A 14,617-nucleotide genomic window follows, 5' to 3' on the forward strand; every position below is an offset into this window, starting at 1 on the left:
AAAACTATAGAGCGTTATCCATAACTTCTTTAACTACTTCGGGATTTAATAATGTACTAATATCCCCAAGGTTTTCAGTGTCTTTAGAAGCGATTTTTCGTAAAATACGTCTCATGATCTTGCCACTTCGTGTTTTAGGTAAACCAGAAACAAACTGTATCTTGTCTAACTTGGCAATTGGGCCAATATGTTCAGTGATTTGCTGGTTTATTTCTTTCCTAAGATTATCTCTGTCCCTGCCTTCTCCAATTTCTTTTAGGATCATAAAGCCATATAAGGCATTTCCTTTTATATCGTGTGGGAATCCAACAATAGCAGATTCAGCCACAGCGGGATGTTCGTTTATGGCATCTTCAATTGGTGCAGTCCCTAAATTATGACCCGAAACAATGATCACATCATCAACCCGACCGGTTATTCTGTAATATCCTACTTCGTCTCTCAGGGCACCATCCCCTGTAAAATATTTGTTTTTATAGGCAGTAAAATAGGTGTCCCTGTACCTGTCATGATTTCCCCATATGGTTCTGGCCATTGAAGGCCATGGAAATTTGATGCACAATCGTCCGTCTACCTGAATTCCCATAATTTCATGACCTTCCTCATCCATAAGTGCAGGCTGTATTCCTATAAAGGGTAAGGTTGCATATGTTGGGGTTGTTGGGGTAACATACGGTATGGGTGAGATCATAATTCCACCTGTCTCTGTTTGCCACCATGTGTCTACAATAGGACTTTTGCCGCGTCCTATATTGTTATTATACCAATGCCAGGCTTCTTCGTTAATTGGTTCGCCAACAGATCCTAAAACTTTGAGAGAAGAGAGATCATATTTTTCAACATGATCCAGGTTTTCCTTTGCCAATGCTCTTATTGCAGTAGGGGCAGTATAAAACTGATTTACTTTATGCTTTTCAACTACTTCCCAAAATCTTCCATAGTTTGGATATGAAGGCACTCCTTCAAACATAACCGTAGTTGCCCCATTTGCCAGGGGACCATAAATAATATAGGAATGACCGGTAATCCATCCAATATCTGCAGTACACCAATATACGTCACCATCCCTGTATTGAAATATATTTTTAAAAGTATAGGCCGTATATACCATATAACCTGCACAGGTATGTACCATACCTTTTGGCTTGCCTGTTGAACCCGATGTATAAAGAATAAAAAGAGGATCTTCAGAATTCATACGTTCCGCATCACTATCTGCATAAGCATTATCCAATAATGGTTTTAACCACAAATCCCGGTTCTTCTTCATCTTTACTTTTCCCCCTGTGCGCTGAGCCACCAAAACCTTTTCAACTCCCGGACAATCTTCCAGGGCCACATCTACTATACCCTTGAGGTCAATAGTTTTATTACCCCTGTAGGAACCATCAGAAGTTATAACCATTTTACAATCACAATCATTTATCCTGGTAGCTAATGCATTTGAAGAAAAGCCGGCAAAAACCACAGAATGTATGGCGCCAACTCTGGCGCAGGCCAATACAGTATAGGCCAGTTCAGGGATCATTGGCAAGTAAACACAAACACGATCCCCTTTTTTTATTCCGTTTTCCTTGAGCACATTAGCCATCCTGCATACGCTTTCATGCAATTGCCCATAAGTGATATGCTGTGCTTCTTCTTTAGGATCATTAGGTTCGAAAATGATCGCAGTGTTATTGCGCTTAGTTGGCAAATGCCTATCAAGGCAGTTTTCCGTTATGTTAAGTTCTGCACCCTCAAACCATTTAATTTCAGGTTTTGTAAAATCCCAACTTAGCACCCTATCCCATTTTGACCGCCAAACAAAATGCTCTTCAGCTATTTCTTCCCAAAAAGCCTCGGGGTTTTGAACGGACTTACGGTATACCTGAAAATATTCCTCTAAATGTTTAATGTGATAATTACTCATGCTAATTATATTTTAATGAGAATTTGTTTCTTCAAGACCACTTGGTATTCGAATATTCTCCACAATTTCCTGCACCTCATTTGGAGGGTCCGGTGTAAATAAAGAGATAATTATGGAAACCATAAAGTTAAGCAACATAGCCACAGTACCAAAGCCTTCGGGAGAAATTCCAAACCACCAATCTTTCGGTGTACCACCCCCAAACATATCGAATTTAAACTTTAGCATATAAAATAACATGGCTACCATACCTACTATCATACCCGCCACAGCACCCTCTTTATTCATCTTTTTATAAAAAATACCCATTATTATGGCCGGGAAAAAAGAGGCAGCAGCTAAACCAAAAGCCAGGGCAACTGTAGCTGCGACAAAATCTGGGGGGTTAATCCCAAAATAACCTGCAATACAGACGGCAACTACAGCAGACATTCTTGCAATAACCAATTCATTTTTATCTGAAATATTTGGCCTAAACTGTTTTTTAATCAGATCATGTGAGATCGAAGTTGAGATAACCAACAATAAACCTGCCGCAGTAGAAAGTGCAGCTGCCAATCCACCCGCCGCCACCAATGCAATTACCCAATTGGGTAAATTAGCTATTTCGGGGTTCGCGAGAACAATAATATCCTTATCTACTTTTAATTCATTAATCTTAGGGTCCGCTACATACTGAATAATCCCATCAGAATTTTTGTCATCAAATTTTAACAGGCCTGTGGATTCCCATTTCGAGAACCATGCAGGCATGGAAGCATAATTTTTATTGCTTACCGTCTCAATCAAATTTGTTCTGGCAAAAACCGCAATCGCAGGGGCCGTAGTATATAAGATGGCTATAAAAAACAGGGCATAACCTGCAGATTTCCTGGCATCCTTTACTTTGGGTACCGTAAAAAACCTCACAATGACATGAGGTAAGCCTGCGGTTCCTACCATTAAAGCTGCAGTAATAAAAAATACGTCAATTATAGGCTTGGAGCCCTTAGTGTATTCATCAAAACCGAGCTCTGTAGATAATCCGTCTAATTTATCCAATAATGAAACCCCTTCGCCAATTACATTACTACCCATTCCTAATTGAGGAATTGAATTACCAGTCATTTGTATAGAAATAAAAATTGCCGGTACCATAAAAGCAAAAATCAACACGCAGTATTGGGCTACCTGTGTATAGGTGATTCCTTTCATGCCGCCTAAAACGGCATAAAACAATACGATAATCATACCAATGATTACTCCGGTATTAATAGGTACCTCCAGAAATCTGGAAAAAACAAGTCCTACCCCCCGCATTTGGCCTGCCACGTAGGTAAATGAAACCAAGAGGGCACATAAAACGGCTACTGAACGAGCTATATTGGAATAGTAGCGATCGCCTATAAAATCTGGTACAGTAAATTGTCCAAACTTTCTGAGATAGGGTGCAAGAAGAAGGGCCAGCAGCACATATCCGCCGGTCCAACCCATTAAATATACCGAACCGTCATAACCGTTAAATGATATTAATCCGGCCATTCCCAGAAAGGATGCTGCCGACATCCAATCTGCTGCGGTTGCCAATCCGTTAGCAAAGGCAGGAACATGGCCCCCGGCAACATAAAAATCTTTAGTAGAACTTGCCCTGGACCAGATTGCAATTCCTATATAAAGTAAAAAAGTAAGGACAACAATGGTTAATGTCCAGGTCTGTACATCCATAAAATGAATACGTTTGGTTGGTTTTATTTATTCGTCGAAACCATATTTCTTATCAAGGCGGTTCATCAATCTGACATAAATAAATATCAGGATAACAAAGACATAGATTGATCCCTGCTGAGCGAACCAAAAACCAAGTTTAAAACCGCCTAATTGAATAGTATCCAGGGTTTCCTTGAACAGAATTCCAAAACCATAGGATACCAAAAACCAAATACCTAATAAAATTGAAAGGTATTGCAGGTTTTTTTTCCAATACCCTTTAGCTTTAGAATTACTACTCATTTCAATATTTATTTGTCTAAATATAAGTATTCCCAATAATTAATGGGTATGCAAGATAAAATTTTTGATTTGCCTATTGAGATGTTATGCCATTAGGAGTGTTACATGCATATATATAACCAGTGGGTGATAGTATTCACAAGGCCATTATCAATAAAGAAGTAAACTTAAAATATGAGATCGTAGTTTAACACAACTATTAATTGTCTCTCATTCTGATTATGCAACTGTTCAAGGCAGAATACCCCATTCTTACAAGAATTGATTATTTTATCCTCTCCATAACCGATGGAATACAAAATATTTGAAGACGAAACACCATGTTGCTCTAAGTAGCCTTTTATTGCATCCGCACGTCGTTGTGATAATTTAAAATTTGTGGCACCTCCACCCCGACTATCGGTATGAGATTCTATTCGCAATTGCAATTGAGGAAAACTTTTTACGGCAATCACAGCTTTGTCCAGCTCAGCAGCCGCCTCGGGAGTTATTTTATAATTTCCTTTTTGAAAATAAAACTTCTTCATTTTGAGTACCGTCTGATCCTCTTTTTCTTCAACAAGGTCATCCAGAAACAGGAGCTCTAAATCAACTATATTATTATCTTCAAGACCTTGAATTGCCGTTTCATCAAAAGACTGGATTGAAGCAGAGTATCGCTCTTTGGAAGCTTCAAGCATAAGAGATTCTCTCCATGGAATTTCCAACCTGTATGTGCCATCTTCCTTTGTGTAAATTTCCTTGATAAGGTTTAAGTCTGTATCGTATATTTTAACTGCCGCCTTTGAAACCCCTTCTTTTGAGCTTGAATTATTTACCTGACCTCTTAGCACCAATGTTTTAATTCCTGGTTTCTCATCAACTGTAAATCCATAAATATCATCTTTGCCTTTACCTTCTGTTCTATTCGATGAAAAATAACCGATAAGTCCTTCTGTTGTATTATTCTTGATTATGAAACCAAAATCATCATCCACCGAATTAAGACCCATTCCTAAATTTATCGGAATACTGAAAAATTCATCCCCCTGCATTTCCGACTTATAAATATCCATCCCCCCAAGCCCGTAAAAGATATCCGAAGCAAAGTAAAGACTATTTTCAAAAACAAATGGTGAGACCTCATTTCCCGGGGTATTGATCCTTGATCCCAAATTTATAGGTGCAGACATAATTTGACCTTCACTAGTATCCACATAATAAAGATCTGTGCCCCCAAATCCTTCAGGAAAATTAGCTGCAAAGTAAAGTCTGCTGGTCTTCGCCTCGTAGAAAGGATAGTAAAAAGAGGTACTGGGATCTCTTAATAAGTATTGAGCAGTTCCTTCGCCAGAAGTCATCATCACCGCCAGGCTATTCTTACCACTTTCATCAAAAGTTAACTGATCATCTTCTTCATTGGAGCTCACATAAAATACAGCATCCTTTGTTTTAGAATAAAAAGGTGTCGCCTGATGGAATTCCGATACCGGAACATCCAAAAATGGATTAGGATTGAGAATCTGACCATCTATCCCAATTTTGGCTACAAATATTTCCAGATATTCTTTTTCCCTGGTTTCTTTTTTCTTATTCGCTTTAAGACTTCTGGTACTGGTAAAAAGTAATTTATCATCCTTGTAAAAAGATGGTGAAAAGTCTGAGGCAGAGCCATTAGAATTGATATTAAAAATTTGATAATTGAGGTCATTGGCCTTTTCAGACTCTTGTAGTTCATAATTAAATTCCGCGTTTTCCAGTAATTCATTGGACAAAACATCGGTTTTCGTTGCTAGAAATGCCTTGACTCTGTCCTGTCCGGAAGTTTTTGCCATGGCCTGCAACATATTATTAAAATGATAGGTACTTATCTTGGTATCTTCTCGATATATCTCAAGATAGGTGTCAGAAGCATTTTTATAGTTCCCTGTTTGCAAATAGGAATCTGCTAAATTCAGTAATTGTCTTTTACTTAAAGGATGTTCATTTTTCTCCTTTTTATAAGCACTAATTGCCTGTGGGTATTTATACTCAAAAAAGAAATCATCTCCTCTTGATTTTTTATCCTGGGCAACAGAAAAGCTGTTAACAAACAAAAAAGCAATCAGAATTAAGAATGTATTTTTCATTGCCTATACGTTTAGAAAAACCTTGGTGAATCTATTTGTTTTGGTTTGCCCTTAAGATTCTCGATTTTATCCTTTTTAGTTTTACTACCCCTTCCAACATAAAACTTAAGTATTATTTCGTGTGAACCATTATTATATTGACCTATTGGATTGGTATTATAATCGTAAGAATATCCAGCAAACATGCTGTTGGATATCTGAAATCCTACCAAACCGCTTATCGCATTATCAAACCTATAAGAAGCCCCAGCAGTCAACACATCATTAATTAGAAAGTTAGCTGATAAATTTGCAGTTACCGGTGCTCCCGAAATAAAATTTGCTAAAAAAGCAGGTTTAAATTTAAGCTTTTCAGATAAATCAAAAACATAACCCCCGATAAAATTAAACTGTAAGTTATCATCTAAAACCTGAGCTACATCATCATTATAAAGGCCGCCAGGCAAAAAGTTGGGTGCTGATACACCAAGGTACCATTTGTCCTGATATAAAAATAACCCGGCCCCTACCGTGGGATAAAATTCATTGATTTGTTCTCGTCCTAGAATTGGCTCTCCGGGGTTCTCAAAACTTCCTTTAGAAAAATCGACATTTAAAAATGAACCCCCCACATCAATCCCAAAAGATAATTTGGTGTTAGATGAAACATTTATTTGGTATGAGTAAGAAATATCTACAAAAGTATTTGTTGTTGGGCCCAACTGATCACTTTGAACATTAAAACCAAGCCCCATCTTCTCATTTTCAAAAGGATAATTTACCCCAAACCTGATGGTCCTGGGAGCTCCCTCAATATCTATCCATTGCGCCCTGTACAGGCCAGTAATATCCATGTTTTCTACTGTGCCTACATAGGCAGGGTTAAAACTACCAATATTGTACATATATTGGGTGTACTGCGGTTCCTGCTGGGAATAACTCTTATTAAACATTACTAGTAAAAAGCCTAGTAATAAAAAGACATTCCGAACTAAAGATTTACTTGTGGTACAAGTCATTATTTTCATCATCTTATGAGCTGAATCCAGCCTTTTCTAATTTCTGAACCATCTCCTAAATCCAGCACATAATAATAGGTGCCTGAAGCTACCTGTTCCCCACTTCTTGTTCCATCCCAGGTATTGCCGTCTGTCATGCCCTGAGCTTCAAATATCTTATTTCCATATCTATTAAAAATTTGAAGGTAATTGTTTGGATATTCTTCCAGGTTATTAATTTTGAGAAGGTCATTTGTGCCATCCCCATTTGGTGAAAACTGATTAAAGAGGAAGCCAGGTTCCGTATTTGTTGGTTCATTTACATTAACCCGGGCAAATGCTTCCGGATCTGCGCCTGGAACCAGGGGAGGACTAAGAATAGTTGCGGTATTGCCCCAAATACCTGCTCTGGGAACCCTTACGGTAATCCGCAATGCCGCCTGCTGATTTAGTGCTAAGCTGGGTATTTCCCATAAGCCGGTAGCTCTCGTATAATCGCCTAAATCAGTAGTATGAGACAAATATTCGAACTCAGTATCGACAGTGTCCGGTATTATATCCTCAACCACAATTTGAGATACGGTGCCCTCTAATGATAGGTTGGTAACTACAATTGTAAAAACAACTTCTTCTCCTACCAATGGGTTTGCACCCTCAACAGTTTTTTCAATTAATAAATTTGCCTCTTCAGGCACACCAATAATTAGAGTTACGGTATCCTCGTTATTTGTATCATTGCTATCTTCCGGAAAAGAACTCACAAGCGAGGCAGTATTAGAATAATCACCCTGATCTAAAACTACTGCGGTAATTTCCAGGGTAGCGCTTTCCAAAGGTAGTAATTCACCAATTGTCCATTCTCCCAAAATAGTGTCATATACCCCTAGTGAAGCGGTTTCAGATAAATAGTTAAACCCACTTTGTAAAGCATCACTGATAAGTATATTCAATACCGAACTATCGGACAGATTATTTACAGTAACCGTAAAAATCACTTCCTGCCCAATTTGGACAATTGGAGCGTTTACAGTTTTAGTTATTTCAAGATCTATATCAGAACCTGCACTACAATCATTCACAGATACCGTTACCTCAACCGATTGGTTCGTACAAGGTGCCACAGCTCCTGAAGTAGTATAGGTAAATACATAATCTCCATCTGGAAGCCCCGTAAAGTCTACCATATTCTGCCCGTCAATAACAACATTTCCGTCGGATGGGTCTGTTGTAATTGCCCAGGTACCGGCATCGGCCCCTGTAAGCCGATCATCAAGATCAACGGTTGTTGGGCCGTTATCCGGATCACTACATGCTGGTCCATTTATAGGGGTTCCCGGAGATGGTTCAATATTTACGGTAACGGTTACCTCCTCCCTGGCCGAATTACAACCATTTGCGGTGGCCTCCACCCAAAAGGAAGTCGTTTCGGTTAAAACAGCTGTTGTATAAGTGTCTGAATTAGATAAAACAATCGTACTGGTCTCTGTGGCATACCAGTTGTAATTTGGCAAATTTAGGCTGTTAGGAATATTACCCTCGACAGTAAGTACTGCCTGTCCGGACCCACAGAGAGTGTCGCCTGTAGTGGCTGTTATTACAGGTGTGCTATTAACTACAAGAGTTATGGTATTACTGGGGCTCCAACATGTATCTAGCGCGTCATAAAAGAAAGTATAATATGTACCAATGGTGGGATTGTCTTTCTCGGCCTGACTTAAATGGTCACTAATTGTTGTTGGATTTGGATTTCTGCTCCAAACTAAAATGGTACCTGTTGGTGCGCTGCCGTCAGTATAATCATCTAAACTAATGGTAGGGTCTATTTCGTCACAAAATGTAGTAGGTACGCCTGGGAGTATTTGAGGTGGTGCGACATCACAGGCTCGTTCACAATTTGTTACAGTAATAGTTGCCGTGACTGTTTGGTTTGTACAGGGTGGAACTGCGGTATTAGTGGTATAGGTGAAAATATAGGTGCCTGCCTCTGTCTTGTTAAAATCCACTTCAGAATCTCCGCCCGAAATATCTACCGTTTCCGGTCCGCTAACCTGTATCCAGTCTCCGTTGTCTTCGGTGCCATCAAAATAATCATCAAGTTTAATTTTTTCCAGACCGCCCTTTTTAACGTTACAAGCTGCATCAAAAATGTTATCAGGGGCACCTCCCGTAGAAGGTGTGGTATTAAATTGAAGGTCTATCTGCAATACCGGGCTGGCACACGCATTAAGCGCGTCATAGAAAAAACCATAGTATCTATCGGATACTGTAACAACACTACTTCCTAAATGTGCTCCTGTATTTAAAGGGTCAGAATTAGTACTCCATGTAAGTACTGAATTTGGAGGTGCCGGGGTATTTGTGTAGTCATCTAAGTCTTGTCCGCTGCTATCGCATAAATCAGTAGGTACACCCCCATTCAAAACTGGTGCAGTAGAACCAGCGGCACAACTGTCATCATTATTTATAGTACCGATAGCAGTGCTCGTGCCAAGGGTCGCTCCACCACTGGGTCCGCTCAAAGTAACGGTAAAAGTTTCATTCGACTCTATCACTATATCGCCGCTTACATTTATATTCAGAGTCGCCGTAGCAGAACCAGCAATAAAATTTGCCGTGCCATTAGGCAATGTGCCGCCTACAAAGTCCGCTGCATTGGCCGGATTTCCACCACTACCCGTAACAGCATAGTTAACCGTGGCCGCTCCAGATATATCACCCGTGCGGCTTAGACTAAAACCAAAGACCGTCGTCCCACTGTTGCCTTCGTCAAGTGTTACCCCAGCGCCAATGGAAATCTGGCTGTCGTCATCTACAAAACTACTGGTACCAACTGCTTTTATTATCACAACGTTGGTACTCGGATTACTCAGAGTCACAGTCACCATCTCATCAGGCTCAATAACTGTATCTCCATTTGTGGTAACGGTAATATCCTGGGAAAGTGTCGTTGTCCCATCTAAAAATGTTAGTATTCCTCCGGTACCGTTCTCAATACCTCCGCTAATGGTATATTCAATAGTTGCATCTTCTCCAATAGGAGCAATATTGATAGTAACAGTAAAGTTAAGTGTAGTTACACCAATATTCCCTTCGGGGACTGGGGCAGGATCATTAATACTTGCAAGTGATTGCCCATACCCATTTGTAACAAAAAGCAGAAACAGCCCAAAAAACGAAAGTCCTTTTAAAAACTTTGTTCGGAAATCCCTTAATAAAAATTTATCTCTAAGGTTTACGACCATATTTTTCTTCATTGAATTCATAAAAATTCAAACCATAGCAGGTAAAGCAGGTTAGGTGAAAAAGGGACCCAATAATACTAAAATTGTAGCCCTCAGACTAATAAAAAGGGTTAAAACTGGCTTTTTCGGTTGAAATACTAAATCTATGCTTAATTCTCCTAAGATAATGCAGCCGATGTGGTTTCTGCTGCTGGCTCAATTTTCTTAACAAGTCCCTGTAGTACCTTCCCCGGGCCTACCTCTGTGAATAGGGTTGCACCATCCGAAACCATATGCTGTACACTCTGTGTCCACTTAACCGGGGCGGTAAGTTGGGAGATCAGATTCTGTTTAATTTCATCAACATTTAGAACAGCCGTGGTTGTAACATTCTGATAAATAGGACAGCTAGGTTTACTAAAATTCGTGTTCTCTATAGCCGCAGCCAATTCTTCCCTGGCAGGCTCCATAAGAGGCGAATGAAATGCCCCGCCCACCGGCAATATCATAGCTCTGCGCGCACCCGCTGTTTTTAAAGCCTCGCAGGCGCGATTTACCGCTTCTATTTCACCAGATATGACCAATTGTCCCGGACAATTATAGTTTGCGGGAACAACAATACCCTCTGTTTCTTCACAAATTTTTTCCACCACCTCATCTGCCAGCCTTAATACAACCGCCATAGTACTTGGAATAAGCTCACAGGCTTTTTGCATTGCAATTGCCCTTTGTGAAACCAATGATAACCCGTCTTCAAAGCTTAACGCTCCATTAGATACCAAAGCGGAAAATTCACCTAATGAATGCCCGGCAACCATATCCGGCTTAAAATCTTCGCCCATCATTTTACCTAAAATTACCGAGTGTAAAAAAATAGCAGGCTGTGTAACTTTTGTTTGTTTTAAGTCCTCAGCAGAACCCTGAAACATGATATCTGTGATGTTAAATCCAAGTATGTCATTGGCTTTTTCAAATAGTTCCTGAGCCAGGTTGGATTTTTCATACATATCGAGCCCCATTCCAGAGAACTGCGCCCCTTGTCCAGGAAAAATAAATGCATTCATTTTAATCTTTTTTTGGTTGAACAAAAATAATCATAATTGTGTTCGAAAAACTAATTTTCTTTAAACCAACCTGAATATTTTACATAATTATTGGCAATCCTGTCTATTTCACCTGAACTCAATTCCACGCTGATATCCTTGATCTTTTTAGCAGGCATTCCAGCAAAAACAGACCCTGCAGGCACATGGGTTCCGGCTATTACCACAGCTCCCGCTGCAATAATACTGTTGCTTTCTACTACACAACCGTCCATAATTATACTACCCATGCCTATTAATACATTATCCTTTATGGTGCAACCATGCACCAGGGCGTTATGACCTATAGAAACGTTATTCCCTATGGTCGTGGCAAATTTTTGATAAGTGCCGTGTATTACTACTCCATCCTGCACATTAACTTTATTCCCCATGGTGATATAATTCACATCTCCTCTTACTACAGCGTTAAACCAAATGCTACATTGATCCCCCATGGTGACTTCTCCCACAATGGTGGCATTTTCTGCGATAAAACAATCCTCCCCTATCTGGGGCGTTTTACCATTAACTGTTTTTATAATCATAACAACTAGTAATCTTTTGGTACCGGTTAAAGCCCGGAAAGTTATTCAAAATACGACAATAATTGTTTCTTTTTAGAGGCGGAAACCAATAATTCTTTTCCGTTAGATACGATTACACTCCCCCCTTTACCTTTTCTATATTTTATGACCTCATTTACGTTTACGAGGAAAGATTTATGGATTCGGGCAAAAGGATAATCGGCAAGAGCCTCCTCAAAGTACTTTAAAGTCTTGCTTACCAGTAATTTTTTATTTTCAAGGTAAATTTCAGTGTAATTGTCATCGGCCTTACAATAGAGAATATCCGAAATATTTAATACCAAAAATCCATCTTGCTGTGGCAGTGTTATTTTACCTTCAGCCTTATTCAGTTTTGATTTTAGAATCCGGTCCTCAAAGGCATTTTCCTTTTCTTTTATCTCAGCCACATAGGAAACTGATTTAATAAGTTCATCAATGTTAATTGGCTTCATTAAATAATATGCTGCATGATTGTTTAATGCTTCCAAGGCATATGAATTATAAGCCGTTACAAATACAGTTTCAAAAGATCTTTCCGGCATTTGATCCAATAGATCAAATGCGTTTCCATAAGGCATTTCCACATCCAAAAACACAACATCCGGCTTTGTCGTTGCAAGAAGCTCTAACCCTTCCTTTACACTGGCCGCCTCACCTAGCACGTTTACATTTTTACAATATTTATCCAGGTAATTGCGCAAAATTTCCCTGCTACTGCTTTCATCCTCAATAATAACCGCCTTTAGTTTCATACCACCTTTCTTAATGTTAAGATCACTCTGGTGCCAGTCGTATCTTTGTTCAGGTCCTTTACAGAAACCATCACTTTATCTTTATACATAGAATTGAGAATAGCGATTCGTTTTTTAATATTCCCCATGCCTTTAGAACTTTGGTTTTTCTGATTAGTTGTTTTTAACTCCCTTGACCTTTTTCTTCCTATCCCATTGTCCGTAATACGAATTTGAATTACATCTGCTTCTTCCTGTTCTATTTCAATGTTTAAAAATCCCTTTTCTTCCTTATATCTAAGTCCGTGCCAAATGGCGTTTTCTATATAAGGCTGAAGTAACATTGGGGGGATTTGAAAAGCCTCAGTATCAATCTGTTCATCCAAATTTATAGTATAATCAAACTTCTCCGGAAAACGTGAATGTTCCAGTTTCACATACAGTTCTAATAGCTCCAATTCCCTTGAAAGTGAAATAAAATCTTCTTCAGAATTTTCTAAAACGGATCTCATCAATGTTGAGAATTCGCTTAAATACCGGTTAGCACTACGCTCGTCATTTTTAGCAATGTAATTATTTACCGAATTCAAGGCATTAAAGATAAAATGCGGATTCATCTGGGAACGTAATGACTTTAGTGCCAATAAATTATTAGCATATTGCTGTTGCCTGTTACTCCTGTAAAAAAAGTAGGCGGCCAGGGCAGTAAGCACCATTCCCAGTACCAAAGAATAAATTATCCATTTTTGCCTTTTATTACTTTCCATGGCCAATTGTTGTTCTGTAACTGCCAGATCGTATTTACTCTGCGTAAGTTCCCTTTCCTTTTCCAGGCCGGTAATTCTACCCTGACTAGCGGCAATTTCTCTGTTAAATCTTGAAGCCCGGGAAATTTCCTGCTCTTTTCGAAGATAAAGCGTATCCACTATAGCAACATATTTCTGATAGGTTTCAAAGGCTTTTGAATAATCGCCCTTATCCCTATATATTTCAGAAAGTTTTCGGGTGGCATCTTTCTGCACTATCAGGTCATCTTCAATATTTGCTTCTTTAATACTCTCTTTCAAATAGGGTATGGCTTCATCGTATTTATCCTGAGCAACATAGGCATTGGCAATCTTATAATTAATCTGTTGTGAAGTAATAGAATCAGCTTCGTTGGGAGCTCCTTCTGATTTGGCAACTGTACCCGGTAGCGACTGTAGTTCATTCAGGCTTTTCTTTCTCAATTTTATCTCATCGTCATACTGATTTTTTTTATTATAAAAATCTGCAACTTTTTCCTTTTCCTGAATGGCTCGAGCCGGAGCCTGTTGACTGGAAAGTTCGAGTGAATTACCATAATAACTTTCTGCTTCTTCAAGTCTGTTAGCCTGAGCATAAGCATCGGCAATTTTGGAATTTAAGTCGGGTATTTTTGGGCTAACCTGATTTTTTTTAGCAACTTTCAGGCCTTCCTCATAATAGGCTATTGCCTTATTAGTTTCACCAAGCCCCTTGTATACATCGCCTAATAATTCATACAATTCAATTCTTTGATAGGGCACCAAACCCTTTATGTCCTCAAGAGGATGTAATACAGCTGCGGCATTTTTGTAATCCTTTGCTTGTATGTAGGCCTTCCCGAGTAACAAAGTTGTCCTGGATGTTTTACTGACTTCCTGAGCGTCCTTAAAATTAGAAATAGCCAGATCGTATTGCTTGTGATATTGATACACCTCTCCCAAATTTGAAAGTGCCAAAGCAAGTTCCTGCTTATTAGCATTTTGTCCGAGACTTCCAATGGCCTGGGCTATAAAATCTATGCTTTTTGCAATATCAGTCTTCTTATAAAAATTAGCTGAATCCAGATTAACCATATAGGCCGTTTCTCGGTTAGCAGGTTCTTGTTCAGAATCTTCAGCCTTCTTTTGAGGCTGTGAAAAGCCTATAAAAAGGATAAGGGAAAAAACTATAAACAGGTGCCTTTTCTTTTGCATGATTTGCATTTATAGGGATAAAATTACTTGATTTATACGGTATTAAAAA

10 protein-coding genes are annotated in these 14,617 nt (G+C 39.1%); all 10 read right to left on the bottom strand.

Going from position 1 to position 14,617, the window contains the following annotated elements:
• Positions 1-4: 4 nt before the first annotated feature.
• Positions 5-1,912 carry an acetate--CoA ligase gene (acs, locus tag ABJH90_RS05445; protein WP_348137309.1) on the bottom strand — a complete coding sequence of 636 codons (1,908 nt, stop codon included), beginning with the start codon at positions 1,910-1,912 and terminating at the stop codon, positions 5-7.
• A 12-nt stretch (positions 1,913-1,924) separates the two neighbouring features.
• Positions 1,925-3,616 (bottom strand): sodium:solute symporter family protein, encoded by a 1,692-nt coding sequence (locus ABJH90_RS05450; RefSeq protein ID WP_348137311.1) that lies wholly within the window; start codon positions 3,614-3,616, stop codon positions 1,925-1,927.
• 27 nt (positions 3,617-3,643) lie between these two features.
• A complete protein-coding gene (locus tag ABJH90_RS05455; RefSeq protein WP_348137313.1) occupies positions 3,644-3,901 on the bottom strand; it encodes a DUF4212 domain-containing protein in 258 nt (85 codons plus the stop codon).
• Positions 3,902-4,068: 167 nt separating this feature from the next.
• Positions 4,069-6,009 (bottom strand): OmpA family protein, encoded by a 1,941-nt coding sequence (locus tag ABJH90_RS05460; RefSeq protein ID WP_348137315.1) that lies wholly within the window; start codon positions 6,007-6,009, stop codon positions 4,069-4,071.
• Positions 6,010-6,020: 11 nt separating this feature from the next.
• Complete coding sequence (locus ABJH90_RS05465; RefSeq protein WP_348338056.1) at positions 6,021-7,007, bottom strand: type IX secretion system membrane protein PorP/SprF; 987 nt, start codon at positions 7,005-7,007, stop codon at positions 6,021-6,023.
• A gap of 8 nt (positions 7,008-7,015) precedes the next feature.
• A complete protein-coding gene (locus ABJH90_RS05470; RefSeq protein ID WP_348338058.1) occupies positions 7,016-10,240 on the bottom strand; it encodes a gliding motility-associated C-terminal domain-containing protein in 3,225 nt (1,074 codons plus the stop codon).
• Positions 10,241-10,386: 146 nt separating this feature from the next.
• Positions 10,387-11,271, bottom strand: a complete 885-nt coding sequence (gene fabD, locus ABJH90_RS05475; RefSeq protein WP_348137321.1) for an ACP S-malonyltransferase — start codon at positions 11,269-11,271, stop codon at positions 10,387-10,389.
• A 50-nt stretch (positions 11,272-11,321) separates the two neighbouring features.
• Positions 11,322-11,837, bottom strand: a complete 516-nt coding sequence (locus tag ABJH90_RS05480) for a gamma carbonic anhydrase family protein (RefSeq protein ID WP_348137323.1) — start codon at positions 11,835-11,837, stop codon at positions 11,322-11,324.
• A 41-nt stretch (positions 11,838-11,878) separates the two neighbouring features.
• Entirely contained in the window at positions 11,879-12,610 is a 732-nt protein-coding gene (locus ABJH90_RS05485) for a LytTR family DNA-binding domain-containing protein (protein WP_348137325.1), read from the bottom strand.
• Positions 12,607-14,568, bottom strand: coding sequence for a tetratricopeptide repeat protein (locus ABJH90_RS05490; protein WP_348137327.1), 1,962 nt, complete (start codon positions 14,566-14,568; stop codon positions 12,607-12,609). Before ABJH90_RS05490 ends, ABJH90_RS05485 begins: the two co-directional genes overlap by 4 nt.
• Between the last annotated feature and the right edge of the window lie 49 nt (positions 14,569-14,617).

This window comes from Eudoraea sp. (assembly GCF_039969275.1).
In the GTDB taxonomy this organism is placed as follows: Bacteria; Bacteroidota; Bacteroidia; order Flavobacteriales; family Flavobacteriaceae; genus Eudoraea.

What these genes read in the sequence shown, in the direction of transcription:
- acs (WP_348137309.1), bottom strand. Translation starts at nt 1,912, where the DNA reads ATGAGTAATTATCACATTAAACATTTAGAGGAATATTTTCAGGTATAC.
- ABJH90_RS05490 (WP_348137327.1), bottom strand. Translation starts at nt 14,568, where the DNA reads ATGCAAAAGAAAAGGCACCTGTTTATAGTTTTTTCCCTTATCCTTTTT.
- ABJH90_RS05485 (WP_348137325.1), bottom strand. Translation starts at nt 12,610, where the DNA reads ATGAAACTAAAGGCGGTTATTATTGAGGATGAAAGCAGTAGCAGGGAA.
- ABJH90_RS05460 (WP_348137315.1), bottom strand. Translation starts at nt 6,009, where the DNA reads ATGAAAAATACATTCTTAATTCTGATTGCTTTTTTGTTTGTTAACAGC.
- ABJH90_RS05480 (WP_348137323.1), bottom strand. Translation starts at nt 11,837, where the DNA reads ATGATTATAAAAACAGTTAATGGTAAAACGCCCCAGATAGGGGAGGAT.
- ABJH90_RS05470 (WP_348338058.1), bottom strand. Translation starts at nt 10,240, where the DNA reads ATGAAGAAAAATATGGTCGTAAACCTTAGAGATAAATTTTTATTAAGG.
- fabD (WP_348137321.1), bottom strand. Translation starts at nt 11,271, where the DNA reads ATGAATGCATTTATTTTTCCTGGACAAGGGGCGCAGTTCTCTGGAATG.
- ABJH90_RS05465 (WP_348338056.1), bottom strand. Translation starts at nt 7,007, where the DNA reads ATGACTTGTACCACAAGTAAATCTTTAGTTCGGAATGTCTTTTTATTA.
- ABJH90_RS05455 (WP_348137313.1), bottom strand. Translation starts at nt 3,901, where the DNA reads ATGAGTAGTAATTCTAAAGCTAAAGGGTATTGGAAAAAAAACCTGCAA.
- ABJH90_RS05450 (WP_348137311.1), bottom strand. Translation starts at nt 3,616, where the DNA reads ATGGATGTACAGACCTGGACATTAACCATTGTTGTCCTTACTTTTTTA.